This is a genomic window from Micromonospora sp. ZG13, from assembly GCF_059359355.1.
Genome location: NZ_JCADBQ010000017.1, coordinates 1 through 17,893, shown reverse-complemented (window position 1 = coordinate 17,893; position 17,893 = coordinate 1). Strand labels below are relative to the sequence as shown.

Below are 17,893 nucleotides of genomic sequence, written 5' to 3'. Positions count from 1 at the left end.
ACCGCTCGACGGCCGGGACGCGGGGTGATCCGCGCCGCGGGTACGGTATCCGGCCGCGCCGGGCGGGTCCACGCACGGGCGGCCGGCCGCACCGTGCGGTACGGCCGGGCGCCCTTCACGGCGCGGTCAGGCACGGCCCTGGTCGTGCGGCACGGTGACGGTCACGGTGCAGCCGATGGGGCGGCCGATCTCGTCGTGGCCCGCGTACGTCAGGGTGTAGACCCTGTCCCCCCCCGGCGCCGTCGCGTTCCGCCCGTAGCCGCCCGCTGGTGTCGGGCGTGCCGACGGTGAAGTCGCCGACGTCCGCGGCGTCGCCGCCGGTCACCGCCGTCAGGTTGAGCGCGTGCGGGCCGAGGACCCCGTCACGCAGGTCCGCCGTCACGGTCACGTCGACCATCTGGTGGTTCGGCGGCCACAGCACCGGCCGGTCCACCACGCAGTCCACCTCGCGGGTGGGCACCGGTTGGTCCAGGGTGGCGACGGCGTGGCCGATCGTCGCGGTGAGTCGCCCGCCGGCCTCGTAGTACATGTGCACGGTGCGGCCGTCGAAGTAGAACGTCGGCGCGGCCGAGCGCCCCAGGTCGGGCGCGGCGACCATCGAGTCGTGCACGACGCCGAGGTGGACCTCCCGGTCGAAGTCGTCGCCGACGTCCACGGCGTGCATGTTGCCGTCGGCCGCGTGGAAGATCACCAGGTTGCGGCCGTTCCAGCGCAGGAAGAACGGGCCGGAGGCGTTCGGGCCCTGGATGCCGCGCGGGGTCACGATCGGGTCGGGCTGGATCGCCCAGGTCCGCGCGTCCGGGGAGACCGCCCAGCGGATCCGCCGGGACACCGGCCCCGTCGGCCCGGGCGGCGCGGCGGTCGGGTTGTCCATGAAGAGCATCAGGTACCGGCTGCCCAGGCGCGGCACGGCGTGCTCGAACACCCGGGCGTAGGAGGTCTCCCCGCCGGTGCTGTCGTCGCGGCTGATCGCCGTCCCGCCGTAGCTGAAGTGGATGCCGTCCTCGGAGGTGGCGTACCGGGTGATCGAGTTCTCGCCGTGGAAGTAGAGGAACAGCTTGCGCTCCCCCTCGACCCAGATCGCATGCGGGGAGGAGACGTGGCTGACCGTCGAGTAGTGCGGCAGCCAGGTGTTGGCGATCAGCGGGTTGGCCCGGTACTCGGTCCACGGGCCGTCGATCGAGTCCGCGTACGCCAGGGCGATCCCGCCGGGCCGCTCGTGGGGGGCGTAGTACAGGTAGTAGGTGCCCAGCGGGTTGGGGAAGTAGTCGGCGGCCCGGATGACGCTCGGGAAGATGAACTCGTTGGTCGGGTTGTAGGTCAGGTCGCTCTTGTCGAACGCGGTGCCCGCGTAGGTGAAGCGCGGGAAGTCCAGGGCCGGGTCGGCGGCGGCCGGAGCGACACCGGCCACGGTGGCGACCAGCATGCCCGCGCTGGCTGCCGCCACGGCGGCGCGAGCGGGCACTCGGACGGGTGCTTTCGTCATCGCTGTTCCTGCTCTGTCGGGGGAAGGTGGGGGCTGCCCCGGCCGCTCTGGCGAACTGCCGGCGCGCGGGGCCGTCGACGGACGGGTCAGGGGTGCGGACGGTTTCCCGCACCGGTGACGACTGTGGACGTCGCGCGACAGGCCGCAGGGCGGCACGATGTCACGCTGGGTGAGACAACAAGCTGACCGCAGCGGCGAAGTGGACCACCCGGTCGATTGCTAATACGTATTACCATCTATACATCTCGCATGCTGCTTGACCCGAAAGGGTCTTGTCAAGAGCTCGGCCGCCGCCCGGCGCGATGCCCCCACCGCCCCGCTGGAGGCTCGGCCGCCGCCGGGCCACCGGGTGGCCGGCCCGGAGCTAATCCGCATTACTCCTGCGACTTCATCTCCACGAAATCTCTTCGCCCACCCCTTGACACAAGCGGGGTCGGCCCGCCAGGCTCCTCCCCAACGCCGAGCGCTAATACGCATTAGCCGCACCGGAAGGACCAGTCGTGCCCTCTACCCCCCGACGCGTCACACAGCGTGACATCGCGCGATTGGCCGGCGTCAGTCAGGCGACCGTGTCGCTGGTGCTCAACAACCGGGCCGACGCCGACGTGCGCATCGCGCCCGAGACCCGCGACCGCGTGCTGCGGACCATCGCCGAGACCGGCTACGCCGCCGACCCCGTGGCCCGCCGGCTCGCCGCCCGGTTCAACCGGATCATCGGCGTGTTCACCTACGAGCCCGCCTTCCCCAGCGGCAGCCGTGACTTCTTCCACCCCTTCCTGCTGGGCATCGAGGAGTACGCGGAACGGGCCGGCTGCGACCTGCTGCTGTTCACCAGCGCCCCGGTGGTCGACGGCCGGCGACGCATCTTCCACCAGGACAACCGGCTCCGCCTGGCCGACGGGTGCATCCTGCTCGGCCGGGAGATCGACGCCGCCGAGCTGCACCGGCTCAACCGCGACGGCTTCCCGTACGTCGCCGTCGGGCGCCGCGACGACGCCGGCGGACCGGTGCCGTACGTCGGCGCCGACTACGCCACGGCGGTGGGCGAGCTGGTCGCCCTGGCCCTCGCCCGCGGCCACCGGCGCCTGGCCTACCTGAACACGGACCTGACCGCGGAGTCCTCGGCGGACCGGCGGCGCGGGTTCGTCGCGGCCGCGACGGCCGCCGAGAGCGCCCGCCACCTGACGGCCGTCGCCGGCGACGCGGAGGCGATCCTCGACGACCTGCTGGCCGACCGGACCACCGTCGCGTTCATCGAGGACTTCGCCACCGCCGTGGCGCTGGAGCAGGCCGCCCGGCGGCGGGGCCTGAGCGTCCCGGCCGACCTGTCGATCCTGACCCTCGGCGACCCGACGGTCCCGGTTCCCACCGACCTGGCCTTCACCGGGTTCCGCATCCCCCGCGAGGAGATGGGCCGGCAGTCCGTCGAGGTGCTGGCCGGCGTCATCGACGGCAGCGCCGTCGGCGTCCAGCAGCGGCTCCTGCCCTGCGAACTCGTCGAGGGCGACACCCTCGGCACCCCCTGATCGGCGGTCCACCGCAGCTCGGCGGTGACCGTGCAACCGGAAGGAAGCAAGTGGTACAGATGCGTGCGGACGTCCTCGTCGTCGGGGGCGGGCTGGGCGGGGTGGCGGCGGCGCTCGCCGCGGCCCGGGCCGGCCGGTCGGTCATCCTGACCGAGGAGTTCGACTGGCTCGGCGGGCAGCTCACCAGCCAGGCCGTCCCGCCGGACGAGCACTCCTGGATCGAACAGTTCGGCGCCACCGCGAGCTACCGGGCCCTGCGCACCGGGATCCGCGACTACTACCGCCGGCACTACCCGCTCACCGAACGGTCCCGGGCCTGGAGCGACCTGAACCCGGGAGCCGGCTGGGTGAGCCGGGTCTGCCACGAGCCCCGGGTGGCCGTCGCCGTCATCGAGCAGATGCTGGCGCCGTTCCTCGGCTCCGGGCGGCTGAGGGTGCTCCAGCCGTACCGGCCGGTGGCCGCGCAGACCGACGGGGACCGGGTGGTCGGGGTGACCGTGGCACACCGCGACCGGGACGAGCGGATCGACCTCGTCGCCCCGTACGTGCTGGACGCGACGGAGACCGGCGAGCTGCTGCCGCTGACCGGCACCGAGTACGTCACCGGCTTCGAGTCGCAGGCCGACACCGGCGAGCCCAGCGCCCCGGCCGAGGCGCAGCCGATGAACATGCAGGCCGTCTCCGTCTGCTTCGCCCTCGACCACGTCGACGGCGACCACACCATCGAGCGGCCGGCGAACTACGACTTCTGGCGCGACTACAAGCCCGACTTCTGGGGCGACCGGCTGCTGTCCTGGCGCTCGCCGCACCCGCGCACCCTGGAGATCGTCGAGCGCAGCTTCACCCCCAACCCGGACGACGACCCGCTGGCCGTCAACGCCGACCAGCGGCTCAACCCCGGCGACGGCAACCTCTGGACGTTCCGGCGCATCGCCGCCCGGCGCAACTTCACCGACGGCGCGTACGACAGCGACATCACGCTGGTGAACTGGCCGATGATCGACTACTTCGAGGGCCCCGTCATCGACGTGCCGAACGCGTCGTGGCACCTGAGCAAGGCCCGCGAGCTGTCGTACTCGGTGCTCTACTGGATGCAGACCGAGGCGCCCCGGCCGGACGGCGGGACCGGCTTCCCCGGCCTGCGTCTGCGCGGCGACGTGACCGGCAGCCGCGACGGGCTGGCGCAGGCGCCCTACATCCGGGAGTCGCGCCGCATCCGCGCCGAGTACACGGTGGTCGAGCAGGACCTGTCGCTGGCCGTACGCGGCGAGCACGGCGCGGTCGCCTACCCGGACGCGATCGGCGTCGGGATGTACCGCATCGACCTGCACCCCTCCACCGGCGGCGACAACTACATCGACGTCGGGTCGTGCCCGTTCGAGATCCCGCTGGGCGCGCTGATCCCGCAGCGGGTCGAGAACCTGCTCCCGGCCGGCAAGAACATCGGCACCACCCACATCACCAACGGCAGCTACCGGCTGCACCCGGTCGAGTGGAACGTCGGCGAGGTCGCCGGCCTGCTCGCCGACTTCTGTCTGGCGCGGGGCGAGTCCCCGCGCGCGGTCCGCGGCACCCCCCGCCTGCTGGCCGACTTCCAGGACCGCCTCACGGCGGCTGGCGTGGAACTGCGCTGGCCCCAGGTCGCGGGCTACTGAACACCCCCGTTGAGGAGAAGATCATGAGATTGGGAAAGGCTGTGCGCGGTGTCGCGGCGACACTGGCCGGCGTCCTCGCCCTGACCGCCTGCGGCGGCGGTGACGAGGCCGGGGACAAGGGTCCGGCCAGTCTGCGGATGACCGTCTGGTCGGCCAACGAGGCGCACCTCAAGCTGTTCAACGAGATCGCCGACGAGTACCGCAAGAGCCACCCGGACGTCGCGGCGATCACGTTCGACCCGCTGCCGTTCGAGAACTACACCACGACGCTGACCACCCAGATCGCCGGCGGCAACGCGCCCGACCTGGCCTGGGTCTTCGAGAACTCGGCGCCCGACTTCGTCGCCTCCGGCGCGCTGCTGCCGCTGGACGACAAGCTCAAGAAGACCGAGGGCTACCAGTACGACGACATCTCCCCCGCCACGCTCAAGCTCTGGCAGAACGGGGGCAAGCTGTACGCGTACCCGTTCTCCACCTCGCCGTTCGGGGTCTTCGTCAACACCGACCTGCTCAAGAAGGCCGGGCAGAAGACCCCGGCCGAGCTGATCGCGGCCGGGCAGTGGAACTGGGACACGGCGCTGACCGTCGCCGGCGCCACCGCGGGCGCGACCGGCAAGGCCGGCCTGGTGATCCGCGACTTCGACTACAAGGGCTGGGACAACCTGTCGACCGTCTGGACGGGTTGGGGCGCCCAGGCGTGGAGCGAGGACGGCAAGTCCTGCGGCTTCGCCGCCCCGGAGATGGTCGAGGCGATGACCACCCTGCACAAGGCGATCTTCACCGGCAAGGCGCTGCCCGGCCCGGGTACGACCGCCGATTTCTTCGCCGGTGACGCCGCCATGACGGTCACCCAGATCTCCCGCGCCTCGCTGCTGAAGCCGGACGGCTTCGGCTGGGACCTGGTGCCGCTGCCGGCCGGGCCGAAGGGCAGCTACTCGGTCGTCGGCCAGGCCGGCGTCGGCGTGATGAAGAAGAGCAAGAACGCCGATGCGGCGGCGGACTTCCTCGCCTTCCTGACGAACCCCACCAACTCGGCCAAGCTGGCCCAGTTCTTCCCGCCGCCGCGCCAGTCGCAGCTCACCGCGGAGACGCTGGCCAAGTCGAACCCGACGCTGAAGCCCGAGCAGTTGCAGAAGGTCGTCATCGACGGCATCACCAACGGCGTGGTCAAGCCCAGCCACGCCGGGCAGGCCGAGCTGAGCCAGCAGGTGCGCGCCGGGCTCGACCCGCTCTGGAAGGCGGACGCGGACGTCAAGGCCGTCCTCGACGGCGTCTGCACCAAGATCCAGCCGCTGCTGGCGAAGTAGGGCACCTGACCATGTCCCAGACGGACACGACGGTGGGCGGGGTCGAGGCCCCGCCCACCCGGGACCGGTCGCGGCCGTACTGGACCAGCCGCCGCCGCGACCAGCTCACCGGTTACCTGTTCATCGCTCCCCAACTGCTCGGCAGCGCCGTCTTCGTGATCCTGCCGCTGATCCTGGTGGTCTGGTACAGCCTGCACGAGTGGAACGTGCTGGCCGGCACGTTCGACTTCGTCGGCACCGAGAACTACGCGGCCCTCGCCGAGGACACCAACCTGGGCTCGGTGCTGCGGGCCACCGGCCTGTTCTCGGTCGGGCTCGTGGTGTTCAACCTCGGCCTGGCCCTGCTGCTGGCCGTCCTGCTCAACCAGAAGCTGCGCGGGACGATCCTGTTCCGCACCCTGTTCTTCTCCCCCGTGGTCGTCTCGCTGGTCGCCTGGACCATCGTGTGGGGGTTCCTGTTGCAGGACAACGGCGGCGTGAACGGCCTGCTCGACACGATCGGCGTGGACGGGCCGAACTGGCTGCGTGGTGAGGGCACCGCCATGTTCTCGGTCGTGGTGGTGCAGGTGTTCAAGAACGTCGGCCTCAACATGGTGCTCTTCCTGGCCGCGCTCCAGGGGGTGCCGGCCGAGCTGTACGAGGCCGCCGAGGTCGACGGGGCGAGCCGGCTGCGCCAGTTCTGGCGGATCACCGTACCGATGATCAGCCCGACGATCCTGCTCACGTCGATCATCACGGTGGTCGGCTCGTTGCAGGTCTTCGCGCAGATCGCCGTACTCACCCAGGGCGGCCCGGGCACCTCGACCACGGTGCTCGTCTACTACCTCTACCAGCAGGCGTTCCAGTTCCATCACTTCGGTTACGGCGCCACCCTGTCGATCGTCCTGTTCGTCATCGTGCTCGCGCTCACCGTGCTCCAGTGGCAGATGCGGAAGAGGTGGGTCCACCATGAGTCGTGAGCTGTCGCGCCGGACCAAGCTGCTGCTCTACGGGGTGTTGATGGTCCTGGCGGTCCCGTTCGTCTTCCCGACCTGGTGGATGGTCACCTCGTCGCTGAAGCCGGTGTCGGACATCTTCGCCTTCCCGCCGAAGCTGCTGCCGGTCGACGCGGAGCTGGACGCGTACCGGCGGGTGTTCGAGTTGCAGCCGTTCGGCCAGCAGTACCTGAACAGCCTCTACATCGCGCTGGTGGTCACCGTCGGTACCCTGGCGGTGGCGGCGTTGGCCGGGTACGCCTTCGCGCGGATCCGCTTCCGCGGCCAGAACGTGCTCTTCCTGGTGATCCTCGCCGGCCTGCTCATCCCGAGCGAGGTGACGATCGTGCCGCTGTTCCAGATGTTCTTCAAGCTGGGCCTGGTCGACACCCACTGGCCGCTGATCCTGGTGCCGATCCTCGGGGCGCCGAGCGTGCTGGCGACCTTCATCATGCGGCAGTTCTTCATCAGCCTCCCCGGCGAGCTGGAGGAGGCGGCCCGGGTGGACGGGCTGGGCCGGTTCGCCACCTTCTGGAAGATCGCCCTGCCGCTGTCGCGGCCCGCGCTGGGCGCGGTCGCCATCTTCACCTTCCTGCACAGCTGGAACCTCTACCTGGAACCGATCGTGTTCCTCTCCTCGCCGGAGAAGTTCACCCTGCCGCAGGCGCTCACCCAGTTCGTCGACGCCTACGGCGGCCCGATGTGGAACGTCCAGCTCGCCGCGGCGTCGATGACCGCCCTGCCGGTCCTGGTGGTCTTCGTCATCGCGCAGAAGCAGTTCGTCGAGGGCCTGGCGCACACCGGGCTCAAGGGATGACGGTGCCGACCGCCCGGGTGGGCGTCGACATCGGCGGCACCAAGACGGCGGCGGCGCTGGTCGGTGCCGACGGCGAGGTGCTGGGGCGTCGCCTGGCACCCACCCCGGCCGGGTCGGGGCCGGCGGCCGTGCTGGACACCGCCGCGCGGCTCGCCCGGGAACTACTCGATCCGGGCGACGCCGGCCCGGTCGGCGTGGGCACCGCCGGCACGGTCGAGCCGGGCACCGGCACCATCCGGTACGCCACCGACAGCCTGCCCGGGTGGTCCGGTACGCCGGTCGCCGACGAGCTGGCCGCGCGGCTGGCCCGACCGGTCCGGGTCACCAACGACGTGAACGCCGCCGGGCTCGGCGAGAGCTGGGTGGGCGCCGCCCGGGGCCGGCGGGAGCTGCTGCTGGTCGCGGTCGGTACCGGCCTGGGCGGCGCGCTGCTGCGGGACGGTCGGATCTCCACCGGCGCCCGGGGCGGCGCCGGCGAGGTGGGGCACCTGCCGGCTCCCGGCGCCGAGCGGCTGCGCTGCGGCTGCGGCCGGTACGGGCACCTGGAGGGCATCGCCTCGGGCACGGGACTCGCCGCCGCGTACGCCCTTCAGACCGGCGTGCGGATCAGCGGACGGGACGTGGCCGAGCGGGCGGCGGCCGGCGAGCCCGTCGCCCGCGAGGTGGTGGAGCGCGCCGCGACGGCGCTCGGCCGGGCGCTCGCGGGGCTGGTCGCCCTGCTCGACCCGCAGGCCGTGGTGCTCGCCGGCGGGGCGGCCGACGCCCTGCTGCCCGCGGCCCGCGCCGCCTTCACCGCCGAGCTGCCCACGGCCTGGACGGACGTGCCCCTGCTCCCCGCGGCGCTCGGCGCCGACGCGGTCGTCGTGGGCGCCGCCCGGCTGGCCGGCCAGCCTGGCCACGACGGGCAGGCGGACGGCATCCCGGCCGTGCCCACCGATGAGAGGACGAGAGCGTGAACGTGTTCGACGAGCTGGTCGGCGGCCTCGTGGTCTCCTGCCAGCCGCTGCTCGACGACCCCGACGACCCGATGCGCGACGCGTACGTGCAGGCCCGGGTGGCCGCGGCGGTGGTACGCGGCGGTGCGGTGGCCGTGCGGGCCAACGGCACCGCCGACGTCCGGGCGATCCGCGCCGCCGTCGACGTGCCCGTCATCGGGCTGCACAAGCAGGGCGTCGACGGGGTGTTCATCACCCCGACGGCGGCGCACGCGCTCGACGTCGCCGCGGCCGGCGCCCACATCGTCGCCGTGGACGCCACCGACCGTCCCCGCCCGGACGGTCGCACCTTCGCCGACACGGTCCGGGCGCTGCGGGAACGGACCGACGCGCTGGTGCTCGCCGACGTCTCCACCGTCGAGGAGGGCGTGGCCGCCGTGCGGGCCGGCGCGGACGCCGTCGCGACGACCCTCGCCGGCTACACCCCGGCCAGCCCACCGACCGACGGGCCGGACCTGACGCTGCTGGCCCGCCTCGCCAATGTGCTGACGGTGCCGGTGATCGCCGAGGGGCGCTACCGCAGCGCCGAGCAGATCGGAGCGGCGTTCGCAGCCGGTGCCCACGCGGTGGTGATGGGCAACGCCGTCACCTCGCCGCTGTGGATCACCCGCCGCCTGGTGCCCGCCACTCCGGCCGGCGCCCGGCTCACCTGACGCGGAACGTCCAGGCTTAGGGCGTGTGTCGCCCGCGACGGGCGGTCGGTCAGTGCGTCGGGGGGCAGCAGACGGTCAGCGCCCCGGGCACCACCCGCACCTTGAGCCTGGTGGTCTCCCCGCGCGCGCCGCCGTCCAGCTCGTACGTGCGCGGGGCGGCGAGCCGGACCTTGATCCTGCGGCCCCGGGTGATCCGTACGAACGGCGACTCCTCCGAGCGGCCGGCGGCCATCCGGCCCAGGGTGCGCGCCCAGTCCACCGCGCCGTCGGCGGTGGACACGCCGATCTCCAGGCAGCCGTCGTCGGGGCGGGCGTCGTCGAACGCCGGGATGCCGCCGGTGATCGTGCCGACGTTGCCGAACAGCACGCAGCTCGCGTCGCCGTCGAACCACCGGGTGCCGTCGACCGTGATCCGGGTGCGCACCAGTTCACCGCGGACGTGCCGCAGCCCCGTCCACATGTAGGCGAGGCGACCGAGCCGGCCCTTGAGCTTGCGGTCGGCCTCCCGGATGAGGTCGCCGTCGAAGCCCGCGCCGGCCATCACGGCGAAGTGCTCGCCGTTGATCCTGCCCAGGTCGAGGGCGCGGCGGCGGCCGTGCAGGCCGATGCGGACGGCCTCGGGCAGGTCCTCCGGGACGCCCAGGTTGGCGGCGAAGAGGTTGGCGGTGCCGGCGGGCACGATGGCCATGGCGGCGCCGGAGCCGGCGAGGGCGTCGGCGCAGCGCTGCACCATGCCGTCGCCGCCCCACACGAAGACCAGCTCGGCACCCTTCTTGAGTGCCTTGCGGACCTTCTTCGGCGCCTTGCGGCTCTTCGGCACCTCGTACCAGATCAGGTGCTCGACCCCCGCGCCGGCCAGCTCCGCGCGCAGCTCGTCGAGGCCGCCGCCCAGGGTCTTCTTCCGGTGGGCGACGACCGCGACCGTGCCCCCCGGGGCCGCGGTCACCGGTCCGTCGCCCGCCGTGCTGCTCGTGCTCATGACCGCCGGGAGTACCCGGCCGGCGAGGTTTCCACGCCCGCCCGCCCGCCGGTCGGTGCGGTGCCGCCTCGTCGGCCGCGAGGTCTCCGGCATCCGGGGCCTTCCTGGTCGGAGGACCCGGACACCGGAGACCGCGGCGTGCGGCGGTCACCGCCACGCGGCACCCGGCGCCGGAGATCCGCCTAGAGGGTACGGGCGAGACGGTCGGCGAGGATGCGGGTGAACCGGGACGGGTCGGTCAGCTCCCCGCCCTCGGCGAGCAGCGCGAGACCGTACAGCAGCTCGGCGGTCTCCTTCAGCGACTCGTCGGTGCCCCCCTGCTCGTGCGCCTTGCGCAGGCCGGTGACCAGCGGGTGCCCGGGGTTGAGCTCCAGGATCCGCTTGACGGCCGGCACCTCGTGCCCCATCGCCCGGTACATCTTCTCCAGCGTCGGGGTGATGTCGTGGGCGTCGCCGACGACGCAGGCGGGCGAGGTGGTCAGCCGGGAGGAGAGGCGGACCTCCTTGACGGAGTCGGCGAGGGTCGTGCCCATCCAGGTGAGCAGGTCGGCGAAGTCCTTGCGCTGCTGCTCGCGCTCGGCCTCGGCCTCCTTCTTCTCCTCCTCGGTGTCGAGGTCCACCTGCCCCTTGGCGATGGAGCGCAGCGTCCTGCCGTCGTACTGGCCGACGCGCTCGATCCACACCTCGTCCACGGGGTCGGTGAGCAGCAGCACCTCGTAGCCCTTGGCGCGGAACGCCTCCATGTGCGGCGAGTTCTCGATCATCGTGCGCGAGTCGCCGGTGGCGTAGTAGATGTCGCTCTGCCCGTCCTTCATCCGACCGACGTAGCCGGCGAGGTCGGTGGGCTCGGCCGGGTCGTGGGTGGAGGCGACCGAGAGGATCTCCAGGAGGGTGTCCCGGTTCTCCGTGTCGTCGATCAGGCCCTCCTTGACGGCGGCCCCGAACTCGGTCCAGAAGGTGCGGTAGCGCTCGGCGTGGTTGGCCTTCATGTCCTTGACCGTGGTCAGGATCTTCTTGACCAGGCGGCGACGGACGACCTGGATCTGCCGGTCCTGCTGGAGGATCTCCCGGGAGATGTTCAGCGACAGGTCGTGCGCGTCCACGACGCCCTTGACGAAGCGCAGGTAGTTGGGCATGAGCGCTTCGCAGTCGTCCATGATGAAGACGCGCTTGACGTAGAGCTGCACGCCACGGCGGCCCTGCGGGGCGAACAGGTCCAGCGGCGCGTGCGACGGGATGAACAGCAGGGCCTCGTACTCGAAGGTGCCCTCGCCCCTCATGTGCACGATGTCCAGCGGGTCCGCCCAGTCGTGGCTGACGTGCTTGTAGAACTCCTTGTACTCGGCCTCGTCGACCTCGTCGCGGGAGCGGGCCCAGAGCGCCTTCATCGAGTTGAGCGTCTGGGTCTCGGTGCCGGTCTCGTCGCCCTCGCCGGGACGCTCGACGGTCATCCGGATCGGCCAGGCGATGAAGTCCGAGTAGCGCTTGACGATCTCGCGGATCGTCCATTCGGCGGTGTAGTCGTGCAGGTTGTCCTCGTCGTCGGCCGGCTTGAGGTGCAGGGTCACCGAGGTGCCCTGCGGCGCCTGCTCGACCGGCTCGACGGAGTACGTGCCCTCGCCGGCCGACTCCCAGCGGGTGCCGCCGCTCTCCCCCGCCCGGCGGGTCACCAGCTCCACCCGGTCGGCGACCATGAACGCCGCGTAGAAGCCGACGCCGAACTGGCCGATCAGCTCCTGCCGCGCCCCGGCGTCGGAGGACTCGCGCAGCTTGCGCAGCAGCTCGGCCGTACCCGACTTGGCGATCGTGCCGATCACCTGCACGACCTCGTCGCGGGACATGCCGATGCCGTTGTCCCGGACGGTCAGCGTACGCGCCGCCTTGTCGACCTCGATCTCGATGTGCAGGTCGGAGGTGTCGACCTCCAGATCCTTGTCGACCATCGACGCCAGGCGCAGCTTGTCCAGCGCGTCCGAGGCGTTCGAGATCAGTTCACGCAGGAAGACGTCCTTGTTCGAATAGATCGAGTGGACCATCAGCTGGAGCAGCTGACGCGCCTCGGCCTGGAACTCCAACGTCTCGGCCCGGTTGCTCACACCGTGTCCTTTCATCCTCGAAAGCCCACCGAAGGTTCGCGGAAAGGATACGAGCCGTCGCCGACGGCGGGACGACGGGACCGCGCGGCGCCAGGCGGCGCGTTGCCCCGGCGTCCTACCGTCGGGGACGGCGTCGACGGGGCCGCCGGGACGAGCCGAGGGCTGGTGTGACCGCCACGGTGGGCGGTCAGTACGGTAGGGATGTGTCTCTATGGGTGGCCGCGATGTGGGGACTGGTCGGCAGCGCGGTGGCCGAGGCGCTGAACCTCTCCGGAATGATGCGCCCGACCAGCGAGTCCGCAGGACGGTGGCAGTGGCCGTGGCGGGACCGGCGGGACGCCCCGATCGTCGTGTTCGCGGTGCTGCTCAGGACCGTGGCCGGCACCGGCCTCGCCGCGGCGGCCGGTGCGGGTGGGCTGGCCACCACCGCCTTCGCCAGCTTCACCTTCGGGGTCGCGGCGCCGCTGGTGATCGCCAAGATGTTCGACCAGGTCCGGGTGGCGGACCGACCGGCCGACACGGGTCGAGGCGGCACGGGCGACACGGGCGGCGAGCACGATGACGCCGCGTGAGAGCCTGCTGGCCCGTTTCGTCTCCGCGCTGGCCGCCCGCCCGGCCACCACCGTCACGGCGGTTCCCGTACCGGCCCGGACGAGGCTCGCCGCCGCGCTGGCCGCGCGTCCCGTGACCCCCGCCGCCCGCACCGTCGACCCGCTCCCCGGCCCCGGGACCGGTGACGACGGCGACGGGAAGTTGACCCACCGGGTCAGGGCGGTGCTCGCCGGCCTCCTGGGCGTCACCACCGACCAGTTGCGGGTCGACGCCGACGGCGACGTCGGCATCCGCGCCGGCTCCGCCATGATCTTCGTACGGGCGCAGGACGACCCGCCACTGGTCGACGTGTTCTCCCCGCTGCTCACGGGGGTGGACCCGACCGAGTCGCTGTACCGACGCCTCTCCGACCTGACCAACGGGCTCGTGATCGGTCGGGTGTACTGCACCGGGGACACCGTCTGGGCGTCCATCCCCGTCTTCGGGCAGGACTTCGCGCCCACCCACCTGCTGCTGGCCCTGCGCGCCATGATCGCGCTCGCGGACGACCTCGACGACCAGCTCCGGCGCGAATTCGGCGGCAGCCGCTTCTTCGGCCCCGAGTCCGCCGGCCTGGTGGCGGTGCCCGACCCGACCGGCTACCTGCGCGACCTCGACCGGGCCGGCGCGGACGGGGCGGGCAGCATCCTTGTCGACCTGCTGGCCGACCGGGGACGCACGGAGGAGCTGCGCGTACGCGCCGAGCACGGCGACTGGCACGCCGCCGCCCGGCTCGCCACGCTGCGCGCCGAGCAGGGCCGCACCGACGAGGCGGAACGGTACTGGCGGATCGCCGCCGAGCAGGGTGATCCCCGCGCCCGCGACGAACTGGCGACCCTCCTGGCCGCCGGGGGCCGGCACGAGGAGGCGGTCGCCCTGCTGCGGCAGGCTGTCGACGGCGGCGGGTGGCGGCACCTTCCGCTGCTGCTGACGCTGCTCACCGAACGCGGCCGGGTCGACGAGGCGGTCGAGTTGTTGCGTCGTCGGGCGGCCGATCGCGACTGACCGGCGTCGGCTCCGACGGTTCGCCGAATCCGCTACCGGCAGGTGTGGAAACGCGGGCGCCCGGGTACAGAGACGCGCTGGGGTGCCGGCGGGCATGCAGCTCGGGCCGGGTGCCAGGATGTGCGGGTAACGCCAGCAAGGGTCGTCGGGGCCCGGAAGTGAGGGCTGCGATGAGGTGCGACCGAGGGTGACGCGACCCACGGGGGACCTGTTCGCCGACGGCGGTGAGACCGGGCGGCTGATGGCGCGCCTGGACTGGGCGGGCACTCCGCTCGGCCCGGTCGACGGCTGGCCGCAGAGCCTGCGCGCGGCGGTCCGGATGGTCCTCTCCTCCCGCTATCCGATGCTGCTGCTGTGGGGCGAGCGCTTCACCCAGCTCTACAACGACGCGTACTCGGCGCTGATCGGCGACAAGCACCCCGACGCGCTCGGCGGAGACGTCCGGGTCACCCTGGCCGAGGGCTGGGACGTGCTTGCCCCTTTGATCGACGAGGCGATGGCGACCGGGGTCGCCAGCTGGGTACCGGCCCTGCAACTGCTGCTCGACCGGGCCGGCTACCGCGAGGAGGCGTACTTCAGCGTCTCGCACGCCCCCGCCCGCGACGACGAGGGACGCACGGTGGGGGTGCTCACCGTGTGCAGCGAGGTCACCGAGCAGGTCGTCGGCGAGCGCCGGCTGCGCCTGCTGCGCGACCTGTCCGTCGGCGGCGACGGGCGTACCGTTGACGTCGAGAGCACCTGCGTCCGCCTCGCCGAGGCCATCGGCGGGCACCCGCTGGACGTCCCGTTCGCCGCGATCTACCTGCGCGACGGCGCGCTGCTGCGCCGCGCCGCCTGCGTCGGCGGGGAGCCGGTGGCCGCCGCCCTGCCCGCCACGCTGTCCACGGGTCAGGAGCACGGGTGGGGGCTGGCGGCCGCCGCCGGCGGCACGACGACCGAGGTGGCCGGCGTCGAGCGGTGGCTCACCCTGCCCGCCGGGCCGTGGGGCGACCCGGTCCGTACCGCCCTCGCCCTGCCGCTGCCCTCCGCCGAGGCGGGCCAGCCGCTCGGGGTGCTGCTGGTCGGGGTCAGCCCCAGCCGGGGGCTGGACGAGGCGTACCGGTCGTTCCACGCGCTGCTCGCCCAGCAGGTGGCCGTCGCCGTGCGCAACTCCCAGGCGTACGAGGAGGAGCGCCGGCGGGCCGAGACGCTCGCCGAGCTGGACCGGGTCAAGACCAGCTTCTTCACCAACGTCAGCCACGAGTTCCGCACCCCGCTGACGCTGATGCTCGGCCCGCTGGCCGACGCCCTCAACGACAACGAGCACCCCCTGCCGACGGCGCAGCGGGAGCGGGTCGACACCGCCTGGCGCAACGCCACGCGGCTGCTCACCCTGGTCAACAGTCTGCTCACCTTCTCCAGCCTGGAGGCCGGGCAGGCACACAGCCAGGCCCGCGAAGTCGACCTGGCCGGGCTGACCGCCGAGCTGTCGAGCGTCTTCCGGGCGGCCGTCGAACGCGCCGGGCTGCGCCTGGAGGTCGACTGTCCGCCGCTGCCGCGCCCGGTCTGCGTCGACCCGGTCAACTGGGAACGCATCGTCACCAACCTGCTGTCCAACGCCCTGAAGTACACCTTCGTCGGCCGGATCCGGGTCGCCCTCGCCGCCGACGACGAGGAGATCCGGCTGACCGTCGCCGACACGGGCATCGGCATCGCCGAGGAGGACCTGCCCCGGCTCTTCGAACGCTTCCACCGCGTGCAGGGCGCCCGGTCGCGCAGCCACGAGGGCACCGGCATCGGACTCGCCCTGGTCCGGGAATTGGCCCGCCTGGAGGGCGGCGACGTGCGGGTGGAGAGCCGCATCGGGACGGGCACGACGTTCACCGTGGCGCTGCCCTGGTCCGCCGCGGGGCGTACCGCCGGGCCGGTCGCCGAGGTCGACGGGGTCGGGGGCGCGGCCCGGGCCGCCGCCCAGGAGGCGATCGGCTGGCTGGCCGACCCGGCGCGGGCGGGGGCGTCCGCGCCGGCCGGGCCACCGGTGTCGGCGTACGGTGACGAGGACGCGTCGCGGCACGCGCGGATCCTGGTCGCCGACGACAACGCCGACATGCGCGCGTACCTGGCCCGGTTGCTGGGCGAGCAGGGCTGGCGGGTGCAGACGGTCGGCGACGGGCGGCAGGCACTGGAGGCGATCCGCCGGGAACGGCCCGACCTGGTGCTCACCGACGTGATGATGCCCGAGGTCGACGGCTTCGAACTGGTCCGCCGGCTGCGCCGGCAGGCCGACACCCGGACCCTGCCGGTGGTGGTGCTCTCCGCCCGCGCCGGCGGGGACGCCAGCGTGGAGGGGCTCGACCTGGGCGCCGACGACTACGTCGTCAAGCCCTTCGCCGCGGCCGAGCTGATCGCCCGGATCCGGGCCACCCTGCAGGGCGCCCGTAGCCGGGGAGACCGTCGCGACGACTCGACCCCCGACGCGCGCGGCGGCACCACGGACGCGCACGGCGGCGCCCCGGGACGGCAGGACGTCCCCGCCGGCTCGCCGACCGGGGACGCCGTTGCGACGGAGGTCCCGCCCTCCGCGCCCGACGGCGGAAACGTCGGGTACGCGCACAACGGGGCCCGGCGCCAGGCTCCCGAGCAACCGGCCGCGGTGGACGAGGGCTGGACGTATCCGTCGCAGCCCACGTCGGCAGCCGCGATGCGGCGGGACGTACGCGCCTCGCTGGAGGGGCTGGACGTCGATCCGGACACCGTGGCCGACTTGCTGCTGGCCGCCTCCGAGGCGGTCAACAACGCCGTCGAGCACGCCCAACGCCCGACCCGCCCCGAGGTGCGGGTACGGCTACGGGTGGCCGACGGCACCGTACGGATCACGGTGCGCGACTTCGGCACGTGGCGCGACCGCCGCCCCGCCATGGACCGGGGACGGGGCGCCACGCTGATGAACGCGTACGGCGACGTGCGGCTGATGTCGACCGCCGAGGGCACCACCGTCACCATCGAACGCCGCCTCCCCCCACCCTCCTGACAGTGCTGCTGTGGGAGCGCATGATCGGCACCAGCTCACGCTCTCAGCGCTCATCAGGGGTCTGCCGGCCTCGGCGTGCACGCCGGGCCGGGCACCCGGTGCCCCTTCCCCGCTGCTCCCGCGAGCCTCCACCCGCTCCGCTGCCGTCCACGGCACTCAGCCACGGTGATCAGGACCCCATGGGCGTTATCCGGCTGCTTCAGGGTCCACGGGGTCCTGATCACGATGCGGCCATCGCGCGCTCGCGAGGCTGCGGCCCGGCGGCGGGCGGCGGACAGGCCGGCATAGGTGGATGTGCCGTTCGGGGGTGCTGTACCGGTCTGGGCATGGCGTGCGGTTCGGGCGCGCTGTCCGGTTCGGGGATGGCGTCCGTTCTCTCCGGTTCGCGGGTGGCGCGTCCAGGCGCGCTCGTCCGGTCTGCGGGGGTTTGGGGTGGGGCGGGTCACCGGGTCGGTGGGCATGGGTCGGGGGCCCCGGTCGTTGTATCCATCGTGAGCGCGTGACCCCCGGGAGCCCTTGCGGTGGCCGGGCCGAGGTCGGAATGCCGGCCGGGTCCGCGTCGTTGCATCCCCCCGGGACACGCCCCACCCTCTCGTCGTAGGGCGCACCCCTTTCTGGTTTCGACCCCTTTCCTCACCCGCGGCACCCGTCCCCCCCTTTGGCGTGTGTCCGCGTACCCCCGATCGGAAGGTGCCGACATCATGCGTACCGACATCCTGCGTAAGACCGCCCTGACCGCCGCCGGGCTCGCCTTCACCGGCGGCGCCATCGCCGGCCCCGTCACCACCGCCTACGCCGC

General features: G+C 72.7%; 12 protein-coding genes and 1 pseudogene. 10 read left to right on the top strand and 3 right to left on the bottom strand.

Annotated elements, in window-relative coordinates; translation table 11 throughout:
- Positions 1–115 precede the first annotated feature (115 nt).
- The gene (locus AC5L34_RS25495; RefSeq protein WP_441177337.1) at positions 116–1,486 is read right to left on the bottom strand and encodes a hypothetical protein; all 1,371 of its coding nucleotides are present in this window, start codon (positions 1,484–1,486) and stop codon (positions 116–118) included.
- Positions 1,487–1,986: 500 nt separating this feature from the next.
- Here AC5L34_RS25495 and AC5L34_RS25490 point away from each other — a divergent pair, with 500 nt between their 5' ends.
- The 7 genes from AC5L34_RS25490 to AC5L34_RS25460 are packed head-to-tail and all read left to right on the top strand — an operon-like array spanning position 1,987 to position 9,413.
- On the top strand, positions 1,987–3,012 hold the full coding sequence (locus AC5L34_RS25490) for a LacI family DNA-binding transcriptional regulator (RefSeq protein WP_441177336.1): 1,026 nt from the start codon (positions 1,987–1,989) through the stop codon (positions 3,010–3,012).
- 59 nt (positions 3,013–3,071) lie between these two features.
- Positions 3,072–4,667, top strand: a complete 1,596-nt coding sequence (locus tag AC5L34_RS25485; protein WP_441177335.1) for an FAD-dependent oxidoreductase — start codon at positions 3,072–3,074, stop codon at positions 4,665–4,667.
- Between the two features lie 23 nt (positions 4,668–4,690).
- A complete protein-coding gene (locus tag AC5L34_RS25480; RefSeq protein WP_441177334.1) occupies positions 4,691–5,974 on the top strand; it encodes an ABC transporter substrate-binding protein in 1,284 nt (427 codons plus the stop codon).
- A gap of 11 nt (positions 5,975–5,985) precedes the next feature.
- Positions 5,986–6,933 carry a carbohydrate ABC transporter permease gene (locus AC5L34_RS25475; protein ID WP_089000101.1) on the top strand — a complete coding sequence of 316 codons (948 nt, stop codon included), beginning with the start codon at positions 5,986–5,988 and terminating at the stop codon, positions 6,931–6,933.
- Positions 6,923–7,765 (top strand): carbohydrate ABC transporter permease, encoded by an 843-nt coding sequence (locus AC5L34_RS25470; protein WP_363904154.1) that lies wholly within the window; start codon positions 6,923–6,925, stop codon positions 7,763–7,765. Before AC5L34_RS25475 ends, AC5L34_RS25470 begins: the two co-directional genes overlap by 11 nt.
- Positions 7,762–8,721 carry an ROK family protein gene (locus tag AC5L34_RS25465; protein WP_441177333.1) on the top strand — a complete coding sequence of 320 codons (960 nt, stop codon included), beginning with the start codon at positions 7,762–7,764 and terminating at the stop codon, positions 8,719–8,721. Before AC5L34_RS25470 ends, AC5L34_RS25465 begins: the two co-directional genes overlap by 4 nt.
- Positions 8,718–9,413, top strand: coding sequence for an N-acetylmannosamine-6-phosphate 2-epimerase (locus AC5L34_RS25460; protein ID WP_494827275.1), 696 nt, complete (start codon positions 8,718–8,720; stop codon positions 9,411–9,413). Before AC5L34_RS25465 ends, AC5L34_RS25460 begins: the two co-directional genes overlap by 4 nt.
- Positions 9,414–9,462: 49 nt before the next feature.
- Here the strand turns inward: AC5L34_RS25460 and AC5L34_RS25455 are convergent, their stop codons facing one another.
- Complete coding sequence (locus AC5L34_RS25455; RefSeq protein WP_441177331.1) at positions 9,463–10,392, bottom strand: diacylglycerol/lipid kinase family protein; 930 nt, start codon at positions 10,390–10,392, stop codon at positions 9,463–9,465.
- Positions 10,393–10,574: 182 nt separating this feature from the next.
- The gene (gene htpG, locus AC5L34_RS25450) at positions 10,575–12,503 is read right to left on the bottom strand and encodes a molecular chaperone HtpG (protein WP_441177330.1); all 1,929 of its coding nucleotides are present in this window, start codon (positions 12,501–12,503) and stop codon (positions 10,575–10,577) included.
- 188 nt (positions 12,504–12,691) lie between these two features.
- Here htpG and AC5L34_RS25445 point away from each other — a divergent pair, with 188 nt between their 5' ends.
- The 3 genes and pseudogenes from AC5L34_RS25445 to AC5L34_RS25435 all read left to right on the top strand — a co-directional run bounded on the left by AC5L34_RS25445 (position 12,692) and on the right by AC5L34_RS25435 (position 17,094).
- Entirely contained in the window at positions 12,692–13,060 is a 369-nt protein-coding gene (locus tag AC5L34_RS25445) for a hypothetical protein (protein ID WP_363904142.1), read from the top strand.
- A gap of 181 nt (positions 13,061–13,241) precedes the next feature.
- Positions 13,242–13,637 (top strand): annotated as a pseudogene (locus AC5L34_RS25440) (T3SS (YopN, CesT) and YbjN peptide-binding chaperone 1); the annotation flags it as partial.
- A gap of 634 nt (positions 13,638–14,271) precedes the next feature.
- Positions 14,272–17,094 (top strand): ATP-binding protein, encoded by a 2,823-nt coding sequence (locus AC5L34_RS25435; RefSeq protein WP_494827272.1) that lies wholly within the window; start codon positions 14,272–14,274, stop codon positions 17,092–17,094.
- Positions 17,095–17,893: the final 799 nt, after the last annotated feature.